Genomic DNA, 25,856 nt, shown 5'->3' with positions numbered 1-25,856 from the left:
GGCGCCGCCCCCGACTGCAACCCGCGCGGATGGCCCCAGGCCCAGACCCGTTCCATCCCGGCGCGGTCCAGCCGGGCGGCCAGGGCCGCGGTCAGCGCGCGGTCGCCCACCGGCAGGAAACAGCTTTCCAAGGAAACCGCCCGCACCCCCAACTCGACCGAAAGGTCGATGAAATCCCAGACCGTCATCGGCTGATCGGGGGCGGTTTCCAGGCCCGGATAAAGCTCGCCGAAATAGCGGTGGAAGCTGTAGGCGTCGATGCCAAGCTGCATTGGGGCGGTCCTGCGATACATGCGTCTGCGGCAGGCCCAAGACCATGCGCCACGGCCTGATAGCGGCTTTCGCGGTACCGGGCCAGAGCGGCGCTGGCAAGCTGCGTCAGATCGGCGGAGGGGATGGGGGACCAAGCAGTCTCCGGTCCGGCATGGCCGAGGCCACGGGCGGAGATGCTTGGTGAGCCGTGAAGGATTCGAACCTTCGACAAGCTGATTAAGAGTCAGCTGCTCTACCAACTGAGCTAACGGCCCATCCGGCCGCCCGCTTAATCCCCTAACGCGGCGGGTGCAAGCAGGAATCTGCACCGGGCACTGGATTGCCCCCTCATGCAGGCGTATATGCGCGCCATGAACAACGCATCGCGCCCAGAGGGCCTGGCCTTCCTGAAGATGCACGGGGCCGGCAACGACTTCGTGGTGATCGACTCGCGCAGCCGCGCGGGGGCGGTGGTGACGCCTGCGCTGGCGCGGGCCCTGGGCGACCGCAACCGGGGCGTGGGCTTTGACCAGCTGGCCGAGATCCGCCCCGCGACCGGCGCCGATTTCACCCTGGATTTCTGGAACAGCGATGGCAGCCGGGCCGGCGCCTGCGGCAATGCCACGCGCTGCGTGTCCGATTACGTCATGCGCGATCTGGGCAAGACGGCGGTGACGCTGGTCACCGCGCGCGGCGGCCTGTCGGCGCAGCGGCTGGAAGACGGGCGGGTCAGCGTGAACATGGGTCCGCCGCAGCTGGACTGGCGCGACCTGCCGCTCGCGCGCGAGGTCGACCTGCTGCATCTGCCGCTTGACGGCGATCCCGCGGCCGTGGGCATGGGCAATCCGCATTGCGTCTTCTTCGTCGCCGATGCCGGCACGACCGACCCGGCCCTGCGCGGCCCCGCGGTCGAGACCGACCCCTTGTTCCCACAGAAGACCAATGTGGAATTCGCCAGCCTGATCGGCCCCGACCGGCTGCGGATGCGGGTCTGGGAACGCGGCGCGGGGGTGACCCTGGCCTGCGGCTCGGGCGCCTGCGCCACCGCCGTTGCGGCGCATCTGCGCGGGCTCACGGGCCGCCAAGTCGCGCTGGAACTGGATGGCGGCGTCCTGGAAATCGACTGGCGCGCGGATGGCGTCTGGATGACCGGGCCGGTGGCGCATGTGTTCGACGGCTGGCTGTCGCCCGACTTCCTGGCGGCAATGGCATGAACGCGACCCCACCGATCTTTGCGACCCTGGGCTGCCGGCTGAACGCCTATGAGACCGAGGCGATGAAGGAACTGGCCGCGTCGGCGGGGCTGGAGGGTGCCGTGGTGGTGAACACCTGCGCCGTGACGGCCGAGGCCGTGCGCAAGGCCAAGCAGGAAATCCGCCGGCTTGCCCGCGAAAACCCCGGCGCGCCGGTGATCGTGACGGGCTGTGCCGCCCAGACCGAACCCGAAACCTTCGCCGCCATGGCCGAGGTGACCCGCGTCGTCGGAAATCATGAAAAGATGCAGGCCGAAACCTGGTCGGGCTTGCGCGGCGATCTGGCGGTGCCCGACCTGATCGGCGCAACCGAGAAGGTGCAGGTCAATGACATCATGTCGGTCAAGGAAACCGCCGGTCACCTGATCGACGGTTTCGGCCGGGTGCGCGCCTATGTGCAGGTTCAGAACGGCTGCGACCACCGCTGCACCTTCTGCATCATCCCCTATGGTCGCGGCAATTCCCGGTCTGTCCCCGCCGGCGTGGTGGTGGAACAGATCAAGCGGCTGGTCGACAAGGGCTTTCAGGAAGTGGTGCTGACCGGGGTCGACCTGACCTCATGGGGCGCCGATCTGCCGGCCCAGCCGCGGCTGGGCGATCTGGTGATGCGGATCCTGAAACTGGTGCCCGATCTGGCGCGGCTGCGGATCTCGTCGATCGATTCAATCGAGGCGGACCCGATGCTGATGCAGGCGATTGCCACCGAGCCCCGGCTGATGCCGCATCTGCACCTGTCCCTGCAGGCGGGCGATGACATGATCCTGAAGCGGATGAAGCGGCGCCATCTGCGCGACGATGCGATCCGCTTCTGCGAGGAAGCCCGCCAGCTGCGCCCTGACATGGTCTTCGGCGCCGATCTGATCGCCGGTTTCCCCACCGAAACCGACGAGATGTTCGCCAATTCGCTGAAGTTGGTCGAAGACTGCGGCCTGACCTTCCTGCATGTCTTCCCCTTCAGCCCGCGCAAGGGCACCCCCGCCGCCCGCATGCCGCAGGTCAGGGGCCCGACAATCAAGGACCGTGCCGCACGGCTGCGGGCGGCCGGAGAGGCGGCGCTGGCCCGGCATCTGGCGGCGCAGCAGGGCCGCGTCCATCGGGTGCTGACCGAAACCCCGCGCCTGGGCCGCACCGAGCAATTCACCGAAGTGCAATTCGCCGCGGATCAGCCCGAAGGGGTGATCCTGACCGCCGCGATCACCGGCCAGGCCGGCGGCCGGCTGACCGCCTAGGTTCTGCGGCCCAGGCTTTGCGACCTAGACTTTGCGAATCGTGTCGCCCGGCTGCAGCGTCGGCGACAGCTCGATCACCTCGCCGCCGATCACCCCCGCCGGCCGCTTGCCCGCGATGATCTCGGCCGCGCAGCGGCCGATTTCCAGCCGGCAGGCATCCATCGTCGCCAGACGCCGCGGCAGGCCTTCCAGCAGCTCGACGCCGTTGAACCCGGCAAGCCCGATCTTGCCCGGCACGTCCAGCCCCTTGTCCAGACAGTACAGAAGCCCACCCGCCCCGATCATGTCGTTGGAATAATACAGGAAATCCACATCGGGGCTGCGCGTCAGCACCGCTTCGGTCATCTCGCGCCCCTTCAGCAGCGCCGACCCGCCCGAGTAATATTCCCGTTCGACCAGCGCCAGCCCGGCCCGCGCCAGACCTTCCTCAAAGCCTTCCATCCGCTTGCGGGCGCGGTGGTCATTCGTGGGCATATGCGTGCCCAGAAAGGCGATGCGCCGATAACCCGCCGCCACGATCGCCGCCGCCATCTGCAGCCCGGCCCGGCGATGCGAGATGCCCACCGCCGAATCCACCGGCTCGCCGTCGATATCCATGATCTCGACGATCGGAATGCCCGCCTGGGCCAGCATCGCGCGCGAGGCATCGGAATGTTCCAGCCCCGCCACGATCATCCCCGAGGGCCGCCAGGACAGCATCTCGTAGATCACCTGCTCTTCCCGCTCGGGCTGGTAATTCGACACGCCCACCACGGGTTGCAGCCCGGTGTCTTCCAGCACTTCGGAAATGCCGGTCATCACTTCGGGAAAGACCATGTTCGACAGCGAGGGGATGATCACCCCCACCAGGTTCACCCGCTGGCTGGCCAGGGCGCCGGCGATCTTGTTCGGCACATAGCCCAGCCGCCGCGCGGCTTCGAGAACGCGTTCGCGCGTCGAGTCGGACACGTCGCCGCGGTTGCGCAACACGCGGCTGACGGTCATTTCAGACACGCCCGACGCCTCCGAGACATCGCGAAGCGTCAGGGTCCGGCGCGGATCAGGGGGCATCTTGGTCACATCTCGCGCTCCGTTGAGCAACTTTCTTTCTTGTTAGCGCCAAAGGTGGTTCTTGTCCAAGGCCGTTTCGCATGCTACCGCTAGCGCTAACGGCCGCAAAGCCTACGGCCCTTCGGCCGATGGCAAGCGTCGACGGAACGCCCTGTGCATCTGCAAGCTCTCACTTCGGGCGCCGGGGATATCGGGGGGGAGTGGTGGGCCAAAAACACTCCCCCCTTCCTTCGCCGCCCGGTCCTTCCGCATCCCGCACGCCCCGCCGGCACACAGACCCGGCCGCTGCAGCAAATGGTTGCCTTGCGCCCGCATTAAGTGCAGGAAAGGCGCCGTGGCCTCGTAGCTCAACGGATAGAGCGTCCCCCTCCTAAGGGGAAGGTTGCAGGTTCAAGTCCTGCCGGGGTCACCAAAAAACCCTTATTTGGCAATGTGTTGCGAGGAAGAAGCAGATCCACTCAGGCTCCGCTTGAAGCTTTTTGCAGCCGATTTCAGCGAACAGGACGGGAACGCTCGTACAAATCCCGTACAGCCGGACCCGGCGAATTCACAGTTTGTTCCCGGCAGCACCTTGAATGATCGGGTGCCAGCATGAGCCATGCTGCCACCAACTGGGCCTTCTCGCAGCGCGGCCTGAAGCCTTCCGCGAAGATCGTCCTGCTGATCCTGGCCGATTGCCACAACCCGGCGCACGGTTGCTTCCCGACGCAGGCTTTCTTGGCCGATGCCTGCGAGATGAACCGCGACACGGTGAATGTGCAGCTTGCGCACCTTGAGGAACGCGGGCTGATCCGGCGTGTCCGGTCGATCGATCCGGCCACGAAACGGCAGCGGCCGACACGCTATAAGCTGTCCTTCGAGGCCGATTTCGACGGGCAAGGCTGCAGCGAAGAAACGCCGCAGTCACCGGCCGCTCCGGTCGCGAAGTCAGCCCAAAAACCCGTGTCGGAAATCCCGACACAGACCCCCAAAGCCGTGTCGGAATTTCCGGCAGAGCCGTGTCGGAAAAACGGGCAAAGCCGTGTCGGAAATCCCGACACTAACCTTGTAAAGGAACCAGTAATGGAACCTTGTGTTGGCGGCGCTGCCGCACACACGTCTAAAGCCTTTGAAGAATTCTGGAAGGTCTATCCTAGGCCCAGAGACAGGCAACGTGCAGAGAGGCTGTTTGTGGAGGCCTTGGAGGCCGGTGTCGGCGCCGAGGTCATTCTTGGTGCAGCCAGGCACTACAGGGCAGAGAACGCCGGAAACAAGCCGCAGTATCTCGCCTATGCCGATAACTGGCTCGATCAGCGCCGGTGGGAGGACTGTCAGGCTGCCGCTCCGGTGGTCGCTCGCACTGATGCCGTGCGTGATCTAGCGACCTTCTGGGCCAAGAAGGTGAAGTGCGGCGCCTACATCCCGCCTTCTGGCATCAGCGCCGAAGTCGCACATTGCATGATCCAAGGCGGGTTGGTGCGGGAACAAGATCTGCTCAGGGTCGGGGTGCGCCTGTGAGCGGTCCGGGTCCTTCCATAACGGGTCTGTACGCGGGTAATTCGCACCCCGGGGGTGCCGCTGAACTTAACAAAATCGAAAGCCTAAACGATCCTAAACATAACGCGGCACACAAAGGGATGAACACGGCGGGCCCTTTTGGAGCCCGCCGGTCCCGTCACTTCTTGATCGTCTCAACCACGTGGGTGGCTTTTTTCGTCGTAGCAGTTTTGACCGTGGTGAAACGGCCATTCCCGGCATTGCGGCCGATTTTGAAGGTACCTTTTGCCATGATGGATCTCCTTTGAATGGCAAGTTGACCGAGGTGCGGGCGGAAAATTCACCGCCCACGCCGATCTCAGGATCTGACCTCACTCAGGGACGAGGAGAGGCCATGCACGCTTCCCGAACGCGCGAGCGAGCAGGAGGCGGCCAGTCATCGGGCATGTTCGCCAGGGGCGAAAAATGTACCGATAACCAGGCGGAGCCGGGGGCAAAGAATGCTTATCCACGGTTCCGTTCCTTCGGCGGGGCGTATCTTGCCAAATCAGTCGAGGAGAACTATATGATCAGCCTTGTTCTAGGAGACTGACAGTTCGTCGCCTGATCGGCTCGGCATCGTCGAGCCCCTCATGCACGATGCAGATTTTCGGAAAGGGCTCGGGCGCCAACCTGAGCCTTTTTTCTTTAGAGCTTCCCTTTCGTTTTCAGATCGGACAGCCGGTTGCACGCTGCGTCCCATGAGACACCGAACCGCTCCGTTAGATGCCGCGCCTCATCTTCCCTCGAGATGTGCATTCGCGGCATCAGCAGAGTCGCCGCGAATCGATTGGCTTGAGGTTCTGCTAGTCTGAAGGCTTTGGTCCCGTCCCGCTTGGACGCACGCGCCATCGGAGCGTTCCTGTGTAGTATGAGATGCCCGAGTTCATGCGCAAATGTGAAGCGCGATCGAGGATCTCCTTCACACGCACGCCTGTACACATCTTCACGGAACCGGATGAAAGACCCTCGCGGGCAGGTAAGCCCCTCATCGCGCCCCATCTCGACCTTTGTCCCAATCTGAAACTCGGAAAGCTCCATGATGTTGCAGACAACGTTCTCGACCACCCGCACGATGTCGATATACGGATGGTCGGTCATTCTCAGCATTTCGCGGATCCGATCCGCTTCGCTATCGATCTGGTCCCAGCTTCTCGGAGGGACCAGGTAATCATCGGGTTCCGCCATCTTTGGCTCCTCCGCCTTTCAGCAGTTGGAAAATCTGATTCAGTTCGTCATCAGACAGGGTGTGCATCTTGCGCGCCATAAGCCCGAAAGTGTCACGCTGGAGATCTGTGTCTCCTTGGAGCGTGAAGGTTTTGCGCGAACGATCCGCCGCTTGCCGGATCCGATTGGCCGCGTCACCGATCAGACGATATGCGCGGATAACCAGCTCCTCGAAGTCTGAGGGCGGGCTCTTCTTCCCAGTCTCAACTGCCGAGATGAAGGCCGAAGACTTCTCGAGGCGGTCCGCCATGTCGAGCAATCGTTCATCCTTGTCTATTCTGAGCCGGCGGAGTTCCTTTCCGAGTTCTGTGGTTGCCATGGTCGCTCTCCCGTAGGGTTCAAGTTAAAACTTAGGCATGCATGCGAACTTTGTCAACCATGATGGTTAAGATCTAGATGGCATAGGTTAACACGTCGCGCTCGAGCCGTTAGATCAGCCGCCTGCGCTCAGGCTACCGAGCGAATCTGATACGTACCTCTGGTCTGGTCGGGTGCTTAACGTTGGCCCCAACGATGGTCAGCCTCAGTCCTGCAGCCGTGCCAGCATCTCGTTCTGCCATTCGACAAATCGATTGATGCTGACATCCGAAATGTCGATCGATGCCGCCTCGATCTCATCGAGAAGATGGCCCGGGTTCTTCTCACCCAGGATCTTCTCGATGACCAGAAGAGCAAAGGCCTCGTTCTTCGCCGCGGTGCCTTCACGCAGACCGGCCTTATCGTCGGCAAACATTATCAGGGAGGCCTTGATCATCCTCATGGTCTCCTGGCGCGAAAACGGCGGCGGGAACTTCTCGTCCAGGGCGGCGAGGATCTCGGAGTTCATCGACCTGTTGTTGGCCTCGGCCGCAGCCTTGATCCGGTCGCGCATCCCATCGGGAAGGCGAAGGATGAACTTGTCTTGTGTCTGTGGTTTGCGCTCCGAGGTCATGATGGCATAGAGCCATAATTTGCGCTTGACGCAATCATGGCTATGAGCCATCTGTGATGGCACTGAGCCATGAGGGGCACGCATGACCGACAGAAAGCCACTACAGCTCCGCTTGCCTTCCGATGTGAAGGCGTGGATCGAGCTTCAAGCGGAGAAGAACATGAGCAGCCAAAACTCCGAGATCGTCCGGGCGGTTCGCCTGGCGATGTCGCGGGATGAGCTCGCGCTGCAAAAGTAAAGGCCGGGCGGGGCGGCAACCCCAACCGGCCTTCGAACAAACCCAACTCTCTAGGAAAGGTTCTGAGCATGAACATGCCAGTTCTCGATGACGCGCGCAAGGCAGGCGCGCAAGCTTCCGCCCGGCTGGCGGAAATCCATGATTGTCTGACGCTCGCCTTGGATGCCTCCCAGCGCCCGCAGGGCTACAGCCAGGGCGAGCGCGAGGCGCGGTCCTACGTCCGCTCGGCCCTGCGCCGCACCGAACAGTTGATGAGGGTGCGCCATGCAACGGCGTGATTTCCTGACCACTGCACCCGTTCTCACCGTGATGCCGGGCACACTTCTGGCCTTTGCGGCATCCGAAGAAACCCCGATTTCGCGGCTATTCGCCGAATGGTGCCGCCTGCACGATCACTCCAACGAACCCGGCATTTCCGAAGATGAGTGCAACCGACGCGTTGATGTTGAGGTCGCCGTTGAGAAGGAAATGCAGCGCCTCCCACCTCTGACTGCTCAGGATTTTGCCCGGAAGCTTCTCATTGAGGTCGGTTTTGGCGTCTTCAATCCTACCCGGGAATTCTGGGGGGAGGTATGCGCGTTGGCCGGTGTGCCGCCCGCCCGGATGCTGATCTAGCGCATTGCGGCGGAGCGTCACCGCATCCCGAAAGCACCCTCCCGCCGTCCGTCAAAGGCCGGCGGGGTTCCCGCACCGGGATGATCTCCAAAAGACCACACATTATGTGTGTACATGGATTGAAAATTTGGCGCTATTGGTTCATTACTTGAAGCGAACTGCACAAATCATGAGTGGTCAAATGAAACGAAAAGCTCTACTCGCCATCACCGGCTGCTCGGCCAAGGCATTCGAAACCTTCACCGCCCGCAACATCAACCCGGTTCTTGTCAGGGAAGACCGCTGGTCGGACTACGGGTTGGAAGATGCCTTTACGCTCCAACTTATGCTCGACGCTTCGAAGGACACCGATCAAGGCAGCGCCTACTTCCTCGCCCGCCAGGCCTTGGACAAGCTGCAGCCCATCGATCCATTCGCCTACACCGGGGGGGAAGAGATGTGGGTGGCGTTGGTGCGCTATGACTGGCCGGATGCTCCCGAGGGGTGGGACTGCCGTACCGTGGTTGCCGGCCGCTGGTCCGATCTGCGCGATCAAACCAAGAACTTTATCCGCGACCTGGGCAGCAGTGCGAGGGCCTCCATCGTCATGGCGATTTCGGCCACCGAGATCGCGCAACGCGTGTTTCGTGAAGCCCGCGACCTTGGGCTGCCCGAAGGGGATGAAGCCCATTCGGTTCCGGAGGATCTCAGCTCGTATCCCGAGTGGTTCAAGGAAGATGAGTTGCGCCGTCGTGAACTGCTGCGCAACTGGCGCGCGGCCAGGGACTGATCCGATGTTCTGGACACAGACATTCTCGGTTCCGGCCCCGTTTTACAAGATCGTGCTGTTCTCGATCATTGAACCGGCGGCAGAAAGCGAGAGCGAAATCTCCTTCGCGAACTGCCTCTACATGGTCAGCCCCCATGCGGAGAGCGGCCGGGTGCTGCTGCGGCGGACGCCGGCTTACACCTTGCAGAAGGTGCTGGCTCCGGCCGGTTCCGTGGAGGCGGCCTGATATGTCCGCCCGCTTCGAACTGAACGGCGATATCGAAACCGGCGCAGCCAGCCGCCTTGCGGGGGTCCTTTCGGCCAACCCGGGCGCGGTGACGATGTTCATCAACTCGCCCGGTGGCGATGCGCTCGAGGGTGCGGCGCTCATGGCAGAGGTCGAGCGGCACGGTGCAGTGACGGTGCATGTCCAGGGGGTCGCGGCCTCTGCCGCCACCCTGCCGATGGTTGCAGCGAAAGAGGTCATCCTGCATCCCGCTGCCATGGTGATGATCCACGAGCCCTCCGCCTGGGGCGGCGGCACGGCGGACGAGCTGCGCGACACCGCGGCCGCGCTGGACAAGATGAGCGCGACCTATGCCGCGGCCTATGCCCGCCACACCGGGCATCCGGTCGCCAGAATTGCCGCATGGATGAAGGCGGAAACCTGGCTGACGGCTGAAGAAGCCGTGGAACTGCGCTTCGCCGATCGGATCGAGGCGGCCAAGGCTCCCCAAATGGTCGCGGCCTACGACTACACGAAGTTCCACCAGCCGCCCGAAGATCTTGTCCGGCTGACGAAGAAAAACGGTTGGGCGACCGGATCGCCCATTCCCAAGACACAGGAGAAGAAAGATGCCGCTTGATTTCCGGATGAAACATGATGGCGAGCCGCCCGCCCGCTTGGTTGCGCAACTCCGCATGCGTCTGAAGGAGGCAAATCATCCGCCGATGCTCGCGGAGATCTTCGCGCCCTTGATGGAATCCGAGGATGAACTCGACGAGGAGGTGATGATCCAGATCGCCGCGTTGGTAGACCTGCTTGAGCGCAACAAAGTGCCAGGGGCCGAGGCGATGGCCGCAATCCGCGAAGTGGTCGACGAGTTGATTGCCGCCTCGGATACTGAAGGGGAGGGCGACGAAGGTTTCGCGGCGTTCTACAAGAACAAACCCGCGGCAAAGAAGCCGAACCTGACTGCGCTTGTGTATAGCAAGATCAAGGGGAGCCGCCCGAAAGTCCGCATCGACGGTCGCGGTCCTGGCTCCGGCACGGCGCAGAATACGAGCCGCGCGGCCTTGTCGGACGCTTTGCTTGCGCGCATGGACCGGCGCCACACTCCGACGATCGGGCGTGAGTTCGCTGGCCTGACGCTGGGCGATATGGCGATGCACGTGGTGCGTAGCGCCGGCCATCGGCCGATGAACATGCAGGAAGCGATCCGTATGGCGACCCACACCACCAGCGACTTCCCGTTGGTGCTCGAGGACGCCCTGAACAAGTCGATCGCCCGCCAGATGGAACAGATCACCCCGGCGCTGGCCCGGGCGGCGCATGAGATCCCGGCCGTGGACTATCGGGGCGGCAACCTGCTTTCCCTGTCTGCGTCCGGGATGCCGGACGAGATCGCCGAGGGCGGCGAAGTCAAGCACGTGACGATCCACGAGGGCGGTGAGCGTAAGCCGGCGCCGCGCGACTTCGGCGCGCTGTTCGCTTTGTCGAATAAGGCCATCTACAACGACGACCTCGGCATGTTCGAAGAGATCGGCCGGAAGATGGTTGCCGGCGCTACCGAGCGCTTCCGGCGCGTGCTTCTGGAGCCGGTGCTTGCCAATGCCGGACTTGGGCATGCGATGCGGGATGGTAAGACGGTTTTCCATACCGATCACGGAAACTTGGCAGCTGCGGGCGCATCCCTCAACGTGACCAGCCTGTCGGAGGCGCGGCTTGCGCTGCGCAGCCAGCGGGGCGCATCCGGCGAATACTACGCCATCGAGCCTTGGGCGTTGGTTGTCCCGCCGCAGCTGGAAACCGTGGCCCAACAGGTCCTGGCCGAGATCAACGCGACCAAGACAGCTGACGTGAACCCCTTCTCCGGCGCGCTGGAACTGATCGTGGAAGTCGGCCTGACCAGCCCCATGGCCTGGTATCTGATCGGCAATCCGGCCAGCGCGGATGGCCTTGCCTATTCGTTCCTCGACGGTCAGGCCGGCCCGCGTGTCGAGTCCAAGCCGGGCTGGGAAACTCTCGGGACCGAGTTCCGCCTGGTCTGGGCGCTGGATGCCCGTTTCGTTTCCTACGCCTCCTGGTTCCGCAACCCGGGCGCGTAATGATCGGGGGTGGGGTGGCTTCCTCCTTCCCTGCCCCTGCTTTGAGGGATCTGGTGGCGCGTCTTTCGCCCGCGTCACCACCCCTCCGGGCCACGGGAGGCCCGAAAGTTCTGGTCTGCTGCTTGGCGGAGCAGACCAGAACATCCCGCAAAGTTAGCCGTCGATCGCCCGCTATGCCGTTCGTAAACCCAAACACTGAACCAGAGGCGAACCGATGTCTGCCCTCCCCGCAACCGGATCTAAGATCCTCGATACCGGCAAGACGCCGGTCGATTGGGTTGATGTGATGGCTGCGCGCGGCCTGGTGATATCGGAACGCAAGCTGCGGGAGATCGCAAACCGGATCAGCGCGTGCTGCCGCATTGGCAACGCGATGCTCATCACGCCGGAGCAACTGGACCTGATTCTAATGGAGGAACGGAAATGCCGCTCGAAACCTATCGCCGTGGTGTCGTCTTCTGGGTCCGAGGCCGCGTCGAATTCGACGGCAGGCCGATCACCGGATACTACCGCCAGAGCACTGGCGCTTCTGACGAAGCGGGCGCAAGGGCATGGATCGCAGCGGAAACCGACCGGCAAAGACGCCGTCACCTCCTTGGAGACGAGGCGGCGCTAACCTTCGCTGATGCGGTGTTGCTTTACAGCGAAACCCACACGAACCCCTATATCGCCCGTCAGTTGCTGCCGATCACAGCGGAGATCGGCAATATGATGCTGGGCTCCATTACTGGAAAGCTGCTCAAGGAACTTGGCCCCAAGCTGAAACCTGATGCTGCCGTGGATACCTGGTGGCGGGATATCGTCACGCCCGCCCGGGCAGTGATCAACCACTCGCATGAGATCAAGGGCACTCCGATGATCCGGGTTAAGCGCTACGACCAGTTCGAGCGTATCGCCCAGGATCAGAGGCGCGGAAAACAGAGCCGAGTCGAGAGGGTGCCTTCGGACAGAGCCTGGATCGAGGCCTTCTGCGCGGCCGCTGATCCCTACAACGCAGCACTCGCACGGTTCATGTTCGAAACAGCCGCCCGTGTGGGTCAGGCGGTGGCGCTAGAACCCACACACCTCGACCTTACGAACCGGCGGGTATGGCTGGGGGCGCAGAAAGGCCATTCCGCGGGCTGGGTGGAGATCTCGCATGAGATGATGGTGGAGCTGGCAAACCTACCACCGAAACGGCCTGTGAACTTGAAGACCGGCGAGGTGAAGGCGGCACGAGTCTTCGGCTATTCCGACCCAAGCAGCTACGGAAAGCGCTGGCGAACGATCTGCAAGAACGCGGGTATTTCCTTCATCTCTGCGCACCCTGCGGGCCGCCATGGCTTCTACACCGAACTGACAGTGCGGCAGGGTGTCGACCCTGTCACAGCGGCCAAGGCCGGGCGGTGGGCAGACGCCACCTTGCCTATGCGGACCTATGCCCACGCCGAACTCGACGAGGCTTCGATCAGGGCGCGCTTCCGTACAAAGCCCGTACAGAGCAGAAGCGGAAAAGTCGTTAAACTACTGAAAGACAAGAGGTAATCAGAATATGACGGTGCCGCTCCTAAGGGGAAGGTTGCAGGTTCAAGTCCTGCCGGGGTCACCAGAACCCATCGCATTCTTCAGGATCGGTCTCCGCCCGGCATCGCGCGCGGTATCAGCGCAGCCCCGGGGCGTCGCGGCACGCCCGAGCAGCCTTTGACGACAGGCCCCCTTCGGCCTGGCGCCAGCAGTCTTGAAGGGGGCAATCCGGGGCGGGCTAGGCGCGGCAGGCGGTGGGCCTTGCGGGAAGGCGGCCGCGTCAGACGCAGGCGCCTGCCGGGGTCAGGCCACGGAAAACGGCCGGCCGCGGCGTCAGTGCCGCTGCGTGCTGGGCCATTGGTCCATCCCGGCCCAATAGCGCCGCAGATCGGCCGCGCATTGATCGTTGTCGGACAGCGCATCGATTGCGCCGTCAATCGCCTCGCCGCCGCCGATGCGGGCGATGACCATGCCCGAGCGGTGAAGACGATGATAATCCGGGTCACGCGCCAGGGCCGCATCGGTCGACCAGGCCCGCGGGCGAAGCGCATCCAGCGCGCTGCGCGCCTCGCGGAATGCGTAGAAAAGCTGGTTGTAAGCCGTTGTCATCTCGTGTCGCCTGGTTTGGAAACCCGGTTGAAGTAATCAAAGATTGGGGCCGAAATTTGGCGCCCGCCTTGCGCAAGCCCTGCATGCGGAAACCAGGGCGCGGTGGCGGCCCTGCAAGGAACCTGACGGGCAAACATGAAAAAGACCTGAGGATCGAGTGGATGGAAGATATGCGTCTCCTTCGCCGGATCCTATAGCAGGCCGGGCCAGCCCCCGCTTCGCCCCCTCGACGACGAGCCGCCCGCCTCACCGCGCCTGCACCCCGGCACAAACACCCTTCGGCAAGACTCTCGGACACATCGCCAAATACCACGACGGCTTTGGCCTCCTTCTGACAGATGGCCGGATCGAGATCGTCAACAAGACCGTCGACTACACCATCCGATACATCGCGCAGAACAGCAAGAGCGCCCAGTTTGAAACCATGGCAACGGCACCGAAAACCGGTTCGCCATCTTCCCGCCCCACGACGCCTGCACGTTGAACTGCGCCGATCCACGCTCAGCGCCGGGACGGATGCTTGCCGCCAACGTCCAAAGCGTCACGATAAGCCGGATCGATGACCTGCTTCGCCGGAAACACGCGGCCAGCGTGTAGTCGCCGCAGCGCCTACAGATGCTCCAACACCGGAAGCGCAATCCTGTGAGGAACTGGTGCGACCGCCCGCCGCGCCCGTGTCGCAGTGGCTGATAAGACGCGACGTCATCCAAGAAACTCCCGGATATTACGACGCCACAGGTGGCGATTCTGAACAGCTAGTCAGCCGAAGCAAGGTCGAATTCATCAACGAAAGTCCAAGAATTTCTCAGCTGAGCCTTGTCGGGGCAATTTCCCGCACCCGCGTCACTCTGTCGCACCCCCTATCGACAGGAAAACCTGATGTGTAATCGTCGGTATTGGGGGGAGACCTAGTGAATAAATTCGCCTTTGTTGCCGTCGGTCGCAGTGCAGTTTCAGACGAACAGATGCAGGCCATTGCAGCCTCGACGTTCGCCGCTGCGCCATTTCACATCGGGAAGAAGCTGATCCTGCGCACAAGCGCCGGGATTCTTGTCTCGGCCTCGGCCCAGAAGACCCCGCTGCCCGATATGGATTATACCCATGTCGATGGCGATGATTTCCTGGTGTTCGATGGCATTCCTGTCTTCAAGGGCCAGAATCTTCAGATTCCATGGGCGAAGCGGCTTTTTGTGAAGCTGAAATCCGAAGGGATCGGTGAGTTCTTCAAGACAACGATGGGTGATTTCTGCCTCTGCGCCAAGATCGGCGGCAAGGTCTTTGCTTTTGGCGATTTCTCTGGCCTCTGTCCGATCTTCTTCAGTAAGTCCGGCGAAAGGCCGGTGATCTCGAACCGGCAACGCCTGACCCAGCAACTGGCGACCGGCCAAAAGCGCGCCTCGCTGGATGCGGAAACCTGCGCCATGCTGACCGGGCAGGCGAATCTCTTCGGGCAGAAGTCCATCTATTCCGGGGTCGAGATCATCGGGCCCAGCCGGTTTGTGACCATCACCGATGGCACATTGACCCAAGGTGGCTTCCGCCGCTTCTATGGCCAGGCTCAACGTGAATTGACAGTCGAAGACGGGCGCGAAGCAGCCCGCGCGATCATCGCCCAGGCGCAACTGTTCAACGACTTGCCCTTCACCGATTTGGAAGCCGACCTCACTGGCGGCATGGACAGCCGCGCCGTGCTTGGCCTTGCGGTGAAATCCGGACTGGCAGACCGGATCAAGGCCTTCCGCACCTATGGCAGCAAGGATCTGCCCGATCTGGAAGTGGCCAGCGCTTTGGCCCGGCATATGGGCTTGCCGCATATGCATATGGCCCCTCCGCCCGCACCACCGCCAACACCCGAGCGGCGCAACGATTCCGCAGAGTCGTTCTGGAAGCGGCTGCGCTACAGCGCAACGGTTTTTGACGGGGCAGTTTCTGCCGATATCGGTATTGGTTCGCCGCCGCATGATGTGCGCCTTTGCCTTTCCGGCAGCGGCGGCGAAATGTTCCGCCCGCATATAAAGCAACGCCGGCTGGACAATATCACCACTCTGGAAGATCTGCTTCAGATGGTGGCCCGTTACCAGCGGCCGATGGATCCGCTTTCGACCCATAAAGATTCGGTGAATGCCGATCTGGTCGCGCAGATGCAGCGCCTGGCGCGATGGTATGTCAATCAGAACGTTCCGTTCGAAGATGTGAATTATCTGTTTTATCTGGAGCATCGGCTGCCCTGGTGGGCCGGTTATTCTCTGGCAAATATCGGCGGGCGCCGGCGGTTGTTCCCGCTGGTGTCACTGCGTGCGGCCGAAATCATGTATCAGGGCTCGCCCGAACTGAAGAAGATCGACTGGCTGCATTTCGTACTGATGAAGGAATGCGATCCGCGACTGGTCTGCTTCCCATTTCTGGACAACCAATGGGACGAACGCCTGCGCCCCTTTGCCGAGGGTCTGCCGATCGCGACGGCGCCCTACCCCCTGATCGATCGCAAGGATGTGGTCGGCGAGAACTGGATGCTGGATTTCGCCGAGCAGGATTGGGAAAATCTGTTCGCCTATGTGCTGGATGCGCCGCAGTCGATGATCTTTGATTTCGTTGATCGGCAGAAACTGGAGGCCCGGCGCAATGCGAAAAACCCCTGGGGCCGCAGGATTGCTTCGATCAGCGCGCTTCTGTCGCTGATCACCTTCCGCATGATCGAAACTGATGACACGCTGCCCGCGCTGCAGCTCTGACGAAAAGCGCATAGGGCGCCTCGGACATCCACGAAGCGCCCTGTGCGGCGAAGGCTGCAGCCCGAAAGCCGGTTAGAAATCCAGATGCTCGACGTTCAGCGCGTTCTGCTGAATGAACTCGCGCCGCGGTTCGACCACATCGCCCATCAGCTTGGTGAAAATGTCATCGGCCTCGGCCAGATCGTCAACCTTCACCTGCAGCAGGGTGCGCGCATGCGGGTCCAGCGTGGTTTCCCACAGCTGTTCGGGGTTCATCTCGCCCAAGCCCTTGTAGCGCTGCAGGGTCAGGCCCTTCTCGCCCTCGGCCAGAACCGATTTCAACAGGTCGATCGGCCCGTGGATCAGCTGTTCGCGGTCGCGCCGCACCAGACGCGAGGTGTTGCGATAGGTGTCGCGATGCGGACCGGCGATCTGCGCCAGCCGGCGCCCCTCGCCCGAGCGCAGCACCGCGCCATCCAGCGTGCGCAGCTCTTCCACGCCGCGCAGCACGCGGCTCAGGCGGATGCCGTGATCCTGGGTGATCCGGCCCTGCCAGCCGCGTTCATATTCGACCGCGACCAGATCCAGCCGCCGCGCCACCTGATCGGCCAGGCCCTGCAGATCGGCATCGGCCTTGCCCGGATCGAAGGCGCCGGCCAGCGCCGCCTGTTCCAGGATCGGGCGCGGATAATGGGTCGGGAAGGCATCCAGCACCCGGCGGAACTGCCGCGCGCCCTCGATCAGCCGGGCCAGATCCAGCCCGGCGATCTCTTGCCCGTCGGCCAGGCGCAGCACCGCGCCGTCGATGCCCTGCTCGACCAGATAATCGTCCAGCGCCGCCTGGTCCTTCAGATAGACCTCGGATTTGCCGCGGCTGACTTTGTACAAGGGCGGCTGGGCGATATACAGATAGCCGCCCTCGATCAGTTCCGGCATCTGGCGGAAGAAGAAGGTCAGCAGAAGCGTGCGGATATGCGCGCCGTCCACGTCGGCATCGGTCATGATGACGACCTTGTGGTAGCGCAGCTTGCTGATGTTGAACTCGTCACGGCCGATGCCGGTGCCCAGCGCCATCACCAGATTGCCGATCTCCTGGCTGCCCAGCATCTTGTCGAAGCGCGCACGTTCCACGTTCAGGATCTTGCCGCGCAGGGGCAGGATGGCCTGGTTCTTGCGGTCACGCCCGGTCTGCGCCGAGCCGCCGGCCGAGTCGCCCTCGACCAGGAACAGTTCCGACTTGGACGGATCCTTTTCCGAACAGTCCTTCAGTTTGCCGGCCAGGAAGTTCACGTCCAGCGCGGTCTTGCGCCGCGTCAGCTCGCGCGCCTTGCGCGCCGCCTCGCGGGCCAGCGCCGCTTCAACGATCTTGCCGACGATGATCTTGGCCGGGCCGGGGTTTTCCTCGAACCATTCGGCCAGCTTCTCGTTCACCAGATTCTCGACCGCCGGCCGCACTTCGGAAGACACCAGCTTGTCCTTGGTCTGGCTGGAGAATTTCGGGTCCGGCACCTTGACCGACAACACGCAGGTCAGCCCTTCGCGCGCGTCGTCGCCGGTGAAATCCACCTTCTCGCGCTTCGCGATGCCCGAGGATTGCGCATAGCCGGTGATCGTGCGCGTCAGCGCGCCGCGCAGGCCGGCCAGATGCGTGCCGCCATCGCGCTGCGGAATGTTGTTTGTGAACGGCAGTACGGTTTCGTGGTAGCTGTCATTCCACCACATGGCGACTTCCACGCCAATCCCGTTGCGCTCGCCCACCATATAGATCGGCTCGGCCATGACGGCGCTTTTCGACCGGTCCAGGTATTTCACGAATTCCCGCACGCCGCCGTCATAGTACAGCTCAATCTTCTGCGGCTCGGCGTGGCGTTCGTCTTCCAGCACGATCTTCACGCCGGAATTCAGGAAGGCCAGTTCGCGCAGCCGGGTTTCCAGCACCTTGTAGCTGTATTCCAGGTTCGAGAACGTGCCTTCCGGGTGGTTGGTCTTGGCCGAGGCCAGAAACCGAACGCGCGTTCCGCGCTTGCCCGGGGCGGGCCCGACCTCATGCACATGCACGGTGCATTCGCCATGCTCGAAGCGGGCGTGATATTCAATCTCGTTGCGCCAGACCGTCAGTTCCAGCCATTCCGACAGCGCATTGACGACCGAGACGCCCACGCCATGCAACCCGCCCGACACTTTGTAGGCATTGCCGCCTTCGTCGGTGTTGTTGAATTTCCCGCCGGCATGCAGCTGGGTCATGATCACTTCGGCCGCCGAGACGCCCTCTTCCTCATGCATGTCGACGGGGATGCCGCGGCCATTGTCGAAGACGGAAACCGAGTCATCGGCATGGATCGTCACCACGACTTCGCTGGCATGGCCGGCCAGTGCCTCGTCGATGCCGTTGTCGACGACTTCATACACCATGTGATGCAGGCCCGAGCCGTCATCCGTGTCGCCAATATACATGCCGGGCCGTTTGCGAACGGCCTCCAACCCCTTGAGAACCTTGATGGAATTGGCGCCGTATTCGGCGGGCTTGCGGGCAGCTTCGGCCATGCGTCTAGAACCCTTCACTTTGCCCGCGATTTATAGCGGCTGGGGGCGCCAATGTCACGCGCACGACACAAGATTTTGTGGTCACAGGAAGGGGATGACCAGCCCGACGCAGATCAGCAGGATGCCCGAGCCGATGTTCATCCGCCGCATCGCCTGCGGGCTGGACAGAAGCCGCCGGGCCCGGTCCAGGAACAGCGCCAGACCCAGATTGCCCAGCATCGGCACCAAAGCGGAAATCGCGATGATCGCCAGGATGTCGGGGGTGGTCAGCCGCTCCAGCGCGAAGAAGCCGGGCAGCGCGCCCATGTAGAACAGGATCGCCTTCGGATTGCCGATCACTGCCGCGACGCCCACTGAAAAGCCCGCCCAAAGCCCGGGCTTGGTCAGCCGGCTGTCGGCCTGCAGGTTGGCCGCCGGCTTGCGGATCAGCAGCACCCCCATGACCAGAAAGATCCCGGCCGCGACCCAGCGCAGGATCGACAGGAAATCGCCATAGCTGCTTTCGATCCAGCTCAGCCCCAGGATCGCCGCCAGCGGCCAGACCAGATCGCCCAGCGCCACGCCCACGGCCAGGGGCCAGGCGGCGGCGAACCCGCCCGACAGGGCCCGCGCGATCAGCGCCACCCAGACCGGGCCGGGCACCGCCCAAAGCCCCGCCATGCCCAGCGCGTAGATCGCCAGCTGATACAGCGAGACGCTCATCCCGGCAGGCGCAGGCTGCCATCGGCGGCCAGCGTCCAGAACGGGTTCATCGCCACTTCCCAGACATGGCCGTCCAGATCGGCCCAATAGCCGGAATAGCCGCCCCAGAACACTTTCTCGGGCGCCTTCAACGGTTTGGCCCCGGCGGCCAGTGCCGCGGCATAGGCCTGATCCACCTCGGCCTCGGTGGCGAAATTCTGCGCCAGGGTGACGGCGCCGGTGCCCAGCTTCGCCTCTGGCCGGCCCTGATCGGCGGCCAGATCCGCGGCACCGAACAGCGCCAGCGCGGCGCCATGCATCTGGAAGAAGGCCACCCCGGTCTGGCTTTCGGCATGTTCGACCCAGCCCAGCCGGCCATAGAAGGCCCGCGCCGCCGGCAGATCGGCCACGCCCAAAGTGATCAGGGTTACGCGCTGAGGGGTCATTCTTGCACCACGGAAAGGCCGCCTTGCTCGACGACGGCAAAGCTTTGCGCCCGCGCGCCCAAAGAGTCAAACAGCCCCGCCTCGGTCCCGGTCATCCAGGCCTGCGCGCCCAGGGCAACGATCTCGTCATACAGCGCCGCGCGCCGCGCGGCATCCAGATGCGCCGCCACTTCGTCCAGCAGCAACAGCGGCGCCGCGCCCAGATCGGCCTTCAGCGCCCGGGCATTGGCCAGAACCAGCGACAGCAGCAGCGCCTTCTGCTCGCCGGTCGAGGATTGGTCGGCCGGCACGCCCTTGGCCGCATAGACGCCCGCCAGATCGGCGCGATGCGGGCCCAGAAGCGTGCGCCCCGCCGCCAGATCGCGCCGCCGCCCCTCGGCCAGGGCCTGGGCCAGATCCGCCCCCCAGTCGTCCGGATGGGTCAGCGTCAGATCGGCGCGCGGAAAGGCGGTTTCCGCGCCCTCTTGCGCCGCCGCCAGCCGCGCCAGCGCCGCCCGGCGATTGGCGTCAAGCTGCGCCCCGGCCTCGGCCATCTGCGCCTCAAGCGCGCCATACCAGCGCGCATCGGTGATCTCTTCCTTCAGCAGCCGGTTGCGTTCGCGCATCGCCTTGTCATAGGCCAGTGCCGCCTCGGCATGGTCGGGGAAAAAGCTGAGCACCATCCGGTCCAGAAACCGCCTCCGCCCCTCGGCCGGCTCGATCCACAGCCGGTCCATCGCCGGCACCAGCCACAGCACCCGCAACAGCCGGCCCAGCGCCAGCTGCGGCGCGGCCTTGCCGTCGATGCGCACCTGCCGCGCCTCGCCGCCCTCGGAGAAGGTTTCCACCTCATGCCCGGCGCCGGGCCCGACCAGCGCGGCCGAGATCTTCCAGCCGATCGCCTCGGGCCGCCGCACCAGATCGTCCATCGCCGCCCGGCGCAGCCCGCGCCCCGGCGACAAAAGCGACACCGCTTCCAGAATATTGGTCTTGCCCGCCCCGTTCGGGCCGACAATCGCCACCGGCCGCCCGTCCAGCACCAGCCGCGTCGCCCGATGGCTGCGGAAATGCGACAGGCTGAGCGACTGGATCGAAAGCCCGCCCAAGCCCGTCCCCTTCATCTTTGTCTAACGATGTCGCGCGTCCGAGAGATGCCCCCCCGGGCGTTCGTCACACGCGCATCGGCATGACCACATAGACCGCCGAGGTATCATTGCCCTCGCGCATCAGCGTCGGATCGCCCGAGGAATTGAACAGGAAAACCGCATTCTCGCGATCCACCTGGCTGGCGATTTCCAGCAGATATTTCGCGTTGAACCCGATCTCCAGCCGCTCGTCGCCATAGGCCACGGCCAACTCTTCCTCGGCCGCGCCGCTGTCGGGCGCGTTCACCGACAGGATCAGCCGGTCCTCGTCCAGCGCCAGCTTCACCGCGCGCGACCGTTCCGAGGACACGGTCGCCACCCGGTCCACCGCCTTGGCGAATTCCGATGCGTCCACTTCCAGCTTGCGGGTGTTGTTCATCGGAATCACCCGGCTGTAATCGGGGAAGGTGCCGTCGATCACCTTCGAGGTCAGCGTGACCCCCGGCGTCGCGAAGCGCACCTTGGTTTCCGACACCGAGACCGCGATCACCGCGTCGTCATCGTCCAACAGCTTGCGCAATTCGGCCACGGTCTTGCGCGGCACGATCACCCCGGCCATGCCCTCGGCCCCCGCCGGCAGCTCGGCGTCGATCCGCGCCAGCCGGTGGCCGTCGGTCGCCACGCAGCGCAGCACCTGGCCGTTTTCCGACTGCGCCACATGCATGTAGACGCCGTTCAGGTAATAGCGCGTCTCCTCGGTCGAGATCGCGAATTTCGACTTGTCGAACAGCCGGCGCAGCACCGGCGCCTTGGCCGAGAAATTCGTCGTGTATTCCGAGGTGGCCATCACCGGAAAATCTTCGCGCGGCAGCGTGGCCAGGCTGAAGGTCGACCGCCCCGCCTGCACCGTCAGCCGCCCCGTCGCCGCGTCTTCGGTCAGGCTGACCAGCGCGCCATCGGGCAGCTTGCGGACGATTTCATGCAGCATCACCGCCGAAACCGTGGTGGCGCCCGGACGTTCCACCATGGCGGGGGCCCGGTCGACCACTTCAATGTCCAGATCGGTGGCGCGGAAGGAAACCGTATTCCCCTCGGCCTCGATCAGCACATTGGCGAGGATCGGAATGGTGTTGCGCCGCTCGACCACCGACTGGGCCTGAGCCAGGGCTTTCAACAGCGTGCCGCGTTCGATCGAGAGTTTCATCGTCTTTCCCCCTGCCGGCCCCCTGACAGGGGGACACCGACATTTACCCGGCTTTTGCCGGTGCGCAAGCGTTTGCGTGACATTGTGAGGCTTTGGCTGGCCCGTCAAGGCCGGCCGCGGGGCCGCGAAGGGGCTGCGAAGCCGCGTCCCCCTAGCGCAACAGCCCGCGCAACTCTTGCGCCTGCGCCTGCAGCGGGCCCAGGAAACGCGGCAGGATTTCGTCCAGCGGCACGGCCGTCGACAGGCCCACATTCAGCGCCGCCACCACCCGGCCGCGCGCATTCATCAGCGGCACCGCCAAGGACCGCAGCCCGATCTCGACCTCTTCGTCGATCACCGCATGGCTCTGCGCCCGCACCTCGGCCAGGCGCGACAGAATCGCCTCGATCCCGGTCAGGGTTTTCGGCGTGCGCGCCGGCCGGGGCGCCGCCTCCAGAATCGCCTGCGCCTCGGCCTCGGGCAGGCTGGCCAGCAGAACCCGCCCCATGCTGGTGCAATAGGCCGGCAGGCGCGAGCCCGGCATCAGCCCGATCGACATCACCTTGGTCTGCGCCGCCCGCGCGACATAGACGATCTCGGCCCCGTCCAGGATCGAGACCGAGGTGCTTTGCCCGATCCGCTCGGACAGCCGGTCCAGCGCCGGCTGCACGATCTGCGGCAGCGGCATGGCGGCCAGGCAGGCCGTGCCCAGCCGCAGCACGCGCGGGGTCAGGGTAAAGAACTTGCCGTCCCAATCGGCATAGCCGTGATGCGCCAGCGTCAGCAGACAGCGCCGCGCCGTTGCCCGGTCAAGACCCGAGGCCGCGGCAACCTCGGCAATCGACTGGCGCGGACGCTCGGCCCCGAAGGTTTCGATCACCGCCAGGCCCTTGGCCAGCCCGCCCATGATGTCGCGCTCGCTGATCGTCATCGGGCCGGCCTTTCGTGCGGTATGTGAACAAATACAGCATATCGCACAAATCGGGTGGACGGAAGCACCCTTGCACCGCTAAATCGGTCTGCCGGGCAGGGGCCTGGCCAGGAGGTTCCCGATGGACAAGACGATTCCCGATCTCGCCACGGCCGTGGCGGGGATCGAAGACGGCATGGTGGTGATGATCGGCGGCTTCGGCGGCTCGGGCGCGCCGATCGAGCTGATCCACGCGCTGATCGACCGCTTCCGCGCCACAGGCCACCCGAAGGATCTGACGGTGGTGAACAACAATGCCGGCAATGGCCATGTGGGCCTGGCCGCGCTGATCGAACAGGGCATGGTGAAGAAGCTGATCTGCTCCTTCCCGCGCTCGGCCGATCCGGTGGTGTTCACCGAACTGTATCAGGCCGGCAAGATCGAGCTGGAACTGGTGCCGCAAGGCACGCTGGCCGAACGCATCCGCGCCGGCGGGGCGGGGATTCCGGCCTTCTACACCCCCACCAGCTTTGGCACCGATCTGGCCAAGGGCAAGCCGGTCGAGGAATTCGAGGGCCGGTCCTATGTGCGGGAACGCTGGCTGAAGGCCGATGTCGCGCTGGTCAAGGCGCATCTGGGCGACCGGCTGGGCAATCTGACCTACCGGATGGCGGCGCGGAACTTCAACCCGCTGATGTGCATGGCGGCCGCGAAGACCATCGTGCAGGTCAGCCAGATCGTCGAGCCGGGCGCCATCGACCCCGAAACCGTCGTCACCCCCGGCATCTTCGTGCAGGGCGTGGTGCAGGTGGCCAACCCGGCCCAGGAAGAAGATCTGAACCGCGCCAAGGCGGTTTACCCCGAGGTGGCCCAATGACCGCGAAGCTTTCCCCCACGCAAATGGCCTGGCGCGCGGCGCAGGACATCGAAGATGGCGCCTATGTCAATCTGGGCATCGGCTTCCCCGAGATGGTGGCAAAGTTCCAGCCTCCGGGCAAACAGGCGATCTTCCACACCGAGAACGGCATTCTGGGCTTTGGCGAGGCACCTAAGCCCGGCGAGGAAGACTGGGATCTGATCAATGCCGGCAAGAAGGCCGTGACGATCAAGCCGGGCACCGCCTTCTTCCACCATGCCGACAGTTTCGCCATGGTGCGCGGCGGCCATCTGGATGTGGCGATCCTGGGCGCCTATGAGGTCGCCGAAACCGGCGATCTGGCGAATTGGTCCACCGGCCCGAAGGGCGTCCCCGCCGTGGGCGGGGCGATGGATCTGGTCCATGGCGCCAAGCGCGTGGCGGTGATCACCGATCACGTCACCAAGGACGGCAAGCCCAAGCTTCTGCAGCGCTGCAGCCTGCCCCTGACCGGCGTGGGTTGCGTGACCCGCGTCTATTCCTCGCTGGCGGTGATCGACATTCAGGACGGCCATTTCGTCCTGCGTGAAAAACTGCCGGGGCTTGGCCTGGACGACCTGCAGGCGCTGACCGGCGCCACGCTGCATGTCGAAGGCGACATCGGCGATCTGAACGTGCCCGAGCTGTGATCGGCGGAGAATGATATGAAAGACGTTTTCATCTGCGACTATATCCGCACGGCGATTGGCCGCTATGGCGGGTCCTTGTCCTCGGTCCGGCCCGACGATCTGGGCGCGGTGCCGCTGCGCGCGCTGATGGCGCGCAATGCGGGCGTGGACTGGGAAGCGGTCGATGACGTGATCTTCGGCTGCGCCAATCAGGCCGGCGAAGACAACCGCAACGTGGCCCGCATGTCGGTGCTGCTGGCCGGGCTGCCGGTCGGCGTGACCGGCACCACGATCAACCGGCTGTGCGGCTCGGGCATGGATGCTGTGCTGACCGCGGCCCGCGCGATTGCGGCCGGCGAGGCCGGGCTGATGATCGCGGGCGGCGTGGAATCGATGAGCCGCGCGCCCTTCGTGATGCCCAAGGCCACCAGCGCCTTCTCGCGCGACAATGCGGTGTATGACACCACCATCGGCTGGCGCTTCATCAACCCGGCGATGGACAAGGCCTATGGCACCGAGTCGATGCCGCAAACCGGCCAGAACGTCGCCGACGATTACGGCATCAGCCGCGAGGCGCAGGATGCCATGGCGCTGGCCAGCCAGGCCAAAGCCTCGGCCGCGCAGGAAAACGGCCGGCTGGCGCTGGAGATCACGCCCGTCACCGTACCGCAGCGCAAGGGCGAGGCGCTGGTGGTGGATCGCGACGAACACCCCCGCGCCACCACGCCCGAGGCGCTGGCCAAGCTGAAACCGCTGTTCCCGAATGGCTCGGTCACCGCCGGCAATGCCTCGGGCGTCAACGACGGGGCGGCGGCGCTGATCCTGGCCGATGCCGCAACGGCGGCGAAATACGGGCTGACGCCGATCGTCCGGGTGCTGGGCGGGGCCACGGCGGGCGTGCCGCCGCGGATCATGGGCATCGGCCCGGCGCCGGCCAGCCAGAAGCTGATGGACCGGCTGGGCCTGACCCAGGCCGATTTCGACGTGATCGAGCTGAACGAGGCCTTTGCCGCCCAGGGCATCGCCACCCTGCGCCAGCTGGGCATTGCCGATGACGACCCGCGGGTGAACCGCAATGGCGGCGCCATCGCCCTGGGTCACCCCTTGGGCATGTCGGGCGCCCGCATCACCGGCACCGCCGCGCGCGAATTGCACCACATCGGCGGCAAGCGGTCGCTGTCGACCATGTGCATCGGCGTGGGCCAGGGCATCGCCGTGGCGCTGGAACGGGTCTGACCCGAAAGGCGCGGCCCCCCCGGGCCGCGCTTCGCCGATCTGGCCGCGCCCAGCCGATC

The 25,856-nt window shown here is 64.2% G+C and carries 27 protein-coding genes and 2 tRNA genes; 16 read left to right on the top strand and 13 right to left on the bottom strand.

The genetic code is table 11. The features are described 5' to 3' along the window. Together K1Y73_RS10900 and K1Y73_RS10895 are read right to left on the bottom strand one after the other, a co-directional pair. On the bottom strand, positions 1-272 hold a 272-nt coding region (locus K1Y73_RS10900; protein WP_225028325.1), incomplete at its 3' end, for a hypothetical protein. Between the two features lie 179 nt (positions 273-451). Further along, a tRNA-Lys gene (locus tag K1Y73_RS10895) sits at positions 452-527 on the bottom strand. Between the two features lie 96 nt (positions 528-623). On the opposite strand from K1Y73_RS10895, the gene dapF reads away from it, so the two are divergent. Together dapF and mtaB are read left to right on the top strand one after the other, a co-directional pair. Continuing rightward, a complete protein-coding gene (dapF, locus tag K1Y73_RS10890) occupies positions 624-1,466 on the top strand; it encodes a diaminopimelate epimerase (RefSeq protein ID WP_225028324.1) in 843 nt (280 codons plus the stop codon). Beyond that, positions 1,463-2,734, top strand: coding sequence for a tRNA (N(6)-L-threonylcarbamoyladenosine(37)-C(2))-methylthiotransferase MtaB (mtaB, locus tag K1Y73_RS10885; protein ID WP_225028323.1), 1,272 nt, complete (start codon positions 1,463-1,465; stop codon positions 2,732-2,734). The genes dapF and mtaB overlap by 4 nt, the downstream gene beginning before the upstream one ends. A 24-nt stretch (positions 2,735-2,758) precedes the next feature. On the opposite strand, the gene K1Y73_RS10880 is transcribed toward mtaB, so the two are convergent. Next, complete coding sequence (locus tag K1Y73_RS10880; protein ID WP_225028326.1) at positions 2,759-3,784, bottom strand: LacI family DNA-binding transcriptional regulator; 1,026 nt, start codon at positions 3,782-3,784, stop codon at positions 2,759-2,761. A gap of 336 nt (positions 3,785-4,120) precedes the next feature. Here K1Y73_RS10880 and K1Y73_RS10875 point away from each other — a divergent pair. After that, a tRNA-Arg gene (locus tag K1Y73_RS10875) sits at positions 4,121-4,196 on the top strand. 179 nt (positions 4,197-4,375) lie between these two features. Further along, positions 4,376-5,281 (top strand): helix-turn-helix domain-containing protein, encoded by a 906-nt coding sequence (locus K1Y73_RS10870; RefSeq protein WP_225028322.1) that lies wholly within the window; start codon positions 4,376-4,378, stop codon positions 5,279-5,281. A 666-nt stretch (positions 5,282-5,947) separates the two neighbouring features. On the opposite strand, the gene K1Y73_RS10865 is transcribed toward K1Y73_RS10870, so the two are convergent. The 3 genes from K1Y73_RS10865 to K1Y73_RS10855 all read right to left on the bottom strand — a co-directional run bounded on the left by K1Y73_RS10865 (position 5,948) and on the right by K1Y73_RS10855 (position 7,508). Continuing rightward, entirely contained in the window at positions 5,948-6,487 is a 540-nt protein-coding gene (locus tag K1Y73_RS10865; protein ID WP_225028321.1) for an ImmA/IrrE family metallo-endopeptidase, read from the bottom strand. After that, the gene (locus K1Y73_RS10860; RefSeq protein WP_225028320.1) at positions 6,471-6,845 is read right to left on the bottom strand and encodes a helix-turn-helix domain-containing protein; all 375 of its coding nucleotides are present in this window, start codon (positions 6,843-6,845) and stop codon (positions 6,471-6,473) included. The genes K1Y73_RS10865 and K1Y73_RS10860 overlap by 17 nt, the downstream gene beginning before the upstream one ends. 204 nt (positions 6,846-7,049) lie before the next feature. Then, positions 7,050-7,508: an Arc family DNA-binding protein gene (locus K1Y73_RS10855; protein WP_225028319.1), complete on the bottom strand. Its 459-nt coding sequence runs from the start codon at positions 7,506-7,508 to the stop codon at positions 7,050-7,052. 31 nt (positions 7,509-7,539) lie between these two features. Here K1Y73_RS10855 and K1Y73_RS10850 point away from each other — a divergent pair, with 31 nt between their 5' ends. The 8 genes from K1Y73_RS10850 to K1Y73_RS10815 all read left to right on the top strand — a co-directional run bounded on the left by K1Y73_RS10850 (position 7,540) and on the right by K1Y73_RS10815 (position 12,910). Then, positions 7,540-7,695: an Arc family DNA-binding protein gene (locus K1Y73_RS10850; protein WP_225028318.1), complete on the top strand. Its 156-nt coding sequence runs from the start codon at positions 7,540-7,542 to the stop codon at positions 7,693-7,695. A gap of 68 nt (positions 7,696-7,763) precedes the next feature. Beyond that, complete coding sequence (locus tag K1Y73_RS10845; protein ID WP_225028317.1) at positions 7,764-7,973, top strand: hypothetical protein; 210 nt, start codon at positions 7,764-7,766, stop codon at positions 7,971-7,973. Beyond that, complete coding sequence (locus K1Y73_RS10840) at positions 7,960-8,310, top strand: hypothetical protein (protein WP_225028316.1); 351 nt, start codon at positions 7,960-7,962, stop codon at positions 8,308-8,310. The genes K1Y73_RS10845 and K1Y73_RS10840 overlap by 14 nt, the downstream gene beginning before the upstream one ends. 181 nt (positions 8,311-8,491) lie before the next feature. Continuing rightward, positions 8,492-9,079, top strand: a complete 588-nt coding sequence (locus K1Y73_RS10835) for a hypothetical protein (RefSeq protein ID WP_225028315.1) — start codon at positions 8,492-8,494, stop codon at positions 9,077-9,079. Positions 9,080-9,083: 4 nt separating this feature from the next. Continuing rightward, a complete protein-coding gene (locus K1Y73_RS10830) occupies positions 9,084-9,305 on the top strand; it encodes a hypothetical protein (RefSeq protein WP_225028314.1) in 222 nt (73 codons plus the stop codon). 1 nt (position 9,306) lies between these two features. Further along, the gene (locus K1Y73_RS10825; protein WP_225028313.1) at positions 9,307-9,924 is read left to right on the top strand and encodes a head maturation protease, ClpP-related; all 618 of its coding nucleotides are present in this window, start codon (positions 9,307-9,309) and stop codon (positions 9,922-9,924) included. After that, the gene (locus K1Y73_RS10820; protein WP_225028312.1) at positions 9,914-11,386 is read left to right on the top strand and encodes a phage major capsid protein; all 1,473 of its coding nucleotides are present in this window, start codon (positions 9,914-9,916) and stop codon (positions 11,384-11,386) included. Before K1Y73_RS10825 ends, K1Y73_RS10820 begins: the two co-directional genes overlap by 11 nt. A 423-nt stretch (positions 11,387-11,809) precedes the next feature. After that, positions 11,810-12,910 (top strand): tyrosine-type recombinase/integrase, encoded by a 1,101-nt coding sequence (locus K1Y73_RS10815; protein WP_225028311.1) that lies wholly within the window; start codon positions 11,810-11,812, stop codon positions 12,908-12,910. 312 nt (positions 12,911-13,222) lie between these two features. Here K1Y73_RS10815 and K1Y73_RS10810 read toward each other — a convergent pair whose 3' ends face one another. After that, positions 13,223-13,498 carry a hypothetical protein gene (locus tag K1Y73_RS10810; RefSeq protein ID WP_225028310.1) on the bottom strand — a complete coding sequence of 92 codons (276 nt, stop codon included), beginning with the start codon at positions 13,496-13,498 and terminating at the stop codon, positions 13,223-13,225. Positions 13,499-14,409: 911 nt separating this feature from the next. On the opposite strand from K1Y73_RS10810, the gene K1Y73_RS10805 reads away from it, so the two are divergent. After that, positions 14,410-16,230 carry an adenine nucleotide alpha hydrolase family protein gene (locus K1Y73_RS10805; RefSeq protein WP_225028309.1) on the top strand — a complete coding sequence of 607 codons (1,821 nt, stop codon included), beginning with the start codon at positions 14,410-14,412 and terminating at the stop codon, positions 16,228-16,230. A gap of 72 nt (positions 16,231-16,302) precedes the next feature. On the opposite strand, the gene gyrB is transcribed toward K1Y73_RS10805, so the two are convergent. The 6 genes from gyrB to K1Y73_RS10775 form a co-directional block, all read right to left on the bottom strand. Beyond that, a complete protein-coding gene (gene gyrB / locus K1Y73_RS10800) occupies positions 16,303-18,753 on the bottom strand; it encodes a DNA topoisomerase (ATP-hydrolyzing) subunit B (RefSeq protein ID WP_225028308.1) in 2,451 nt (816 codons plus the stop codon). A gap of 81 nt (positions 18,754-18,834) precedes the next feature. Then, complete coding sequence (locus K1Y73_RS10795) at positions 18,835-19,455, bottom strand: LysE family translocator (protein WP_225028307.1); 621 nt, start codon at positions 19,453-19,455, stop codon at positions 18,835-18,837. Then, on the bottom strand, positions 19,452-19,880 hold the full coding sequence (locus K1Y73_RS10790; protein ID WP_225028306.1) for a VOC family protein: 429 nt from the start codon (positions 19,878-19,880) through the stop codon (positions 19,452-19,454). Before K1Y73_RS10790 ends, K1Y73_RS10795 begins: the two co-directional genes overlap by 4 nt. Next, complete coding sequence (gene recF, locus K1Y73_RS10785) at positions 19,877-20,980, bottom strand: DNA replication/repair protein RecF (RefSeq protein ID WP_404819082.1); 1,104 nt, start codon at positions 20,978-20,980, stop codon at positions 19,877-19,879. The genes K1Y73_RS10790 and recF overlap by 4 nt, the downstream gene beginning before the upstream one ends. 49 nt (positions 20,981-21,029) lie before the next feature. Continuing rightward, on the bottom strand, positions 21,030-22,148 hold the full coding sequence (dnaN, locus tag K1Y73_RS10780) for a DNA polymerase III subunit beta (RefSeq protein ID WP_225028304.1): 1,119 nt from the start codon (positions 22,146-22,148) through the stop codon (positions 21,030-21,032). 151 nt (positions 22,149-22,299) lie between these two features. Next, positions 22,300-23,058, bottom strand: coding sequence for an IclR family transcriptional regulator domain-containing protein (locus K1Y73_RS10775; RefSeq protein ID WP_225028303.1), 759 nt, complete (start codon positions 23,056-23,058; stop codon positions 22,300-22,302). Positions 23,059-23,179: 121 nt separating this feature from the next. On the opposite strand from K1Y73_RS10775, the gene K1Y73_RS10770 reads away from it, so the two are divergent. Genes K1Y73_RS10770 through pcaF form a run of 3 tightly spaced genes read left to right on the top strand, consistent with a single transcriptional unit; the run spans position 23,180 to position 25,797 of the window. Then, positions 23,180-23,914, top strand: a complete 735-nt coding sequence (locus K1Y73_RS10770) for a 3-oxoacid CoA-transferase subunit A (protein ID WP_225028302.1) — start codon at positions 23,180-23,182, stop codon at positions 23,912-23,914. Continuing rightward, the gene (locus tag K1Y73_RS10765) at positions 23,911-24,582 is read left to right on the top strand and encodes a 3-oxoacid CoA-transferase subunit B (RefSeq protein ID WP_225028301.1); all 672 of its coding nucleotides are present in this window, start codon (positions 23,911-23,913) and stop codon (positions 24,580-24,582) included. The genes K1Y73_RS10770 and K1Y73_RS10765 overlap by 4 nt, the downstream gene beginning before the upstream one ends. A gap of 15 nt (positions 24,583-24,597) precedes the next feature. After that, entirely contained in the window at positions 24,598-25,797 is a 1,200-nt protein-coding gene (gene pcaF / locus K1Y73_RS10760; RefSeq protein WP_225028300.1) for a 3-oxoadipyl-CoA thiolase, read from the top strand. The last annotated feature ends 59 nt before the right edge of the window (positions 25,798-25,856 follow it).

The sequence above is a fragment of the Xinfangfangia pollutisoli genome (genome assembly GCF_020179405.1).
In the GTDB taxonomy this organism is placed as follows: domain Bacteria; phylum Pseudomonadota; class Alphaproteobacteria; order Rhodobacterales; family Rhodobacteraceae; genus Pseudogemmobacter; species Pseudogemmobacter pollutisoli.
The sequence above is the reverse complement of the archived record's forward strand: the minus strand, read 5'-3'. Positions and strand labels throughout refer to the sequence as shown.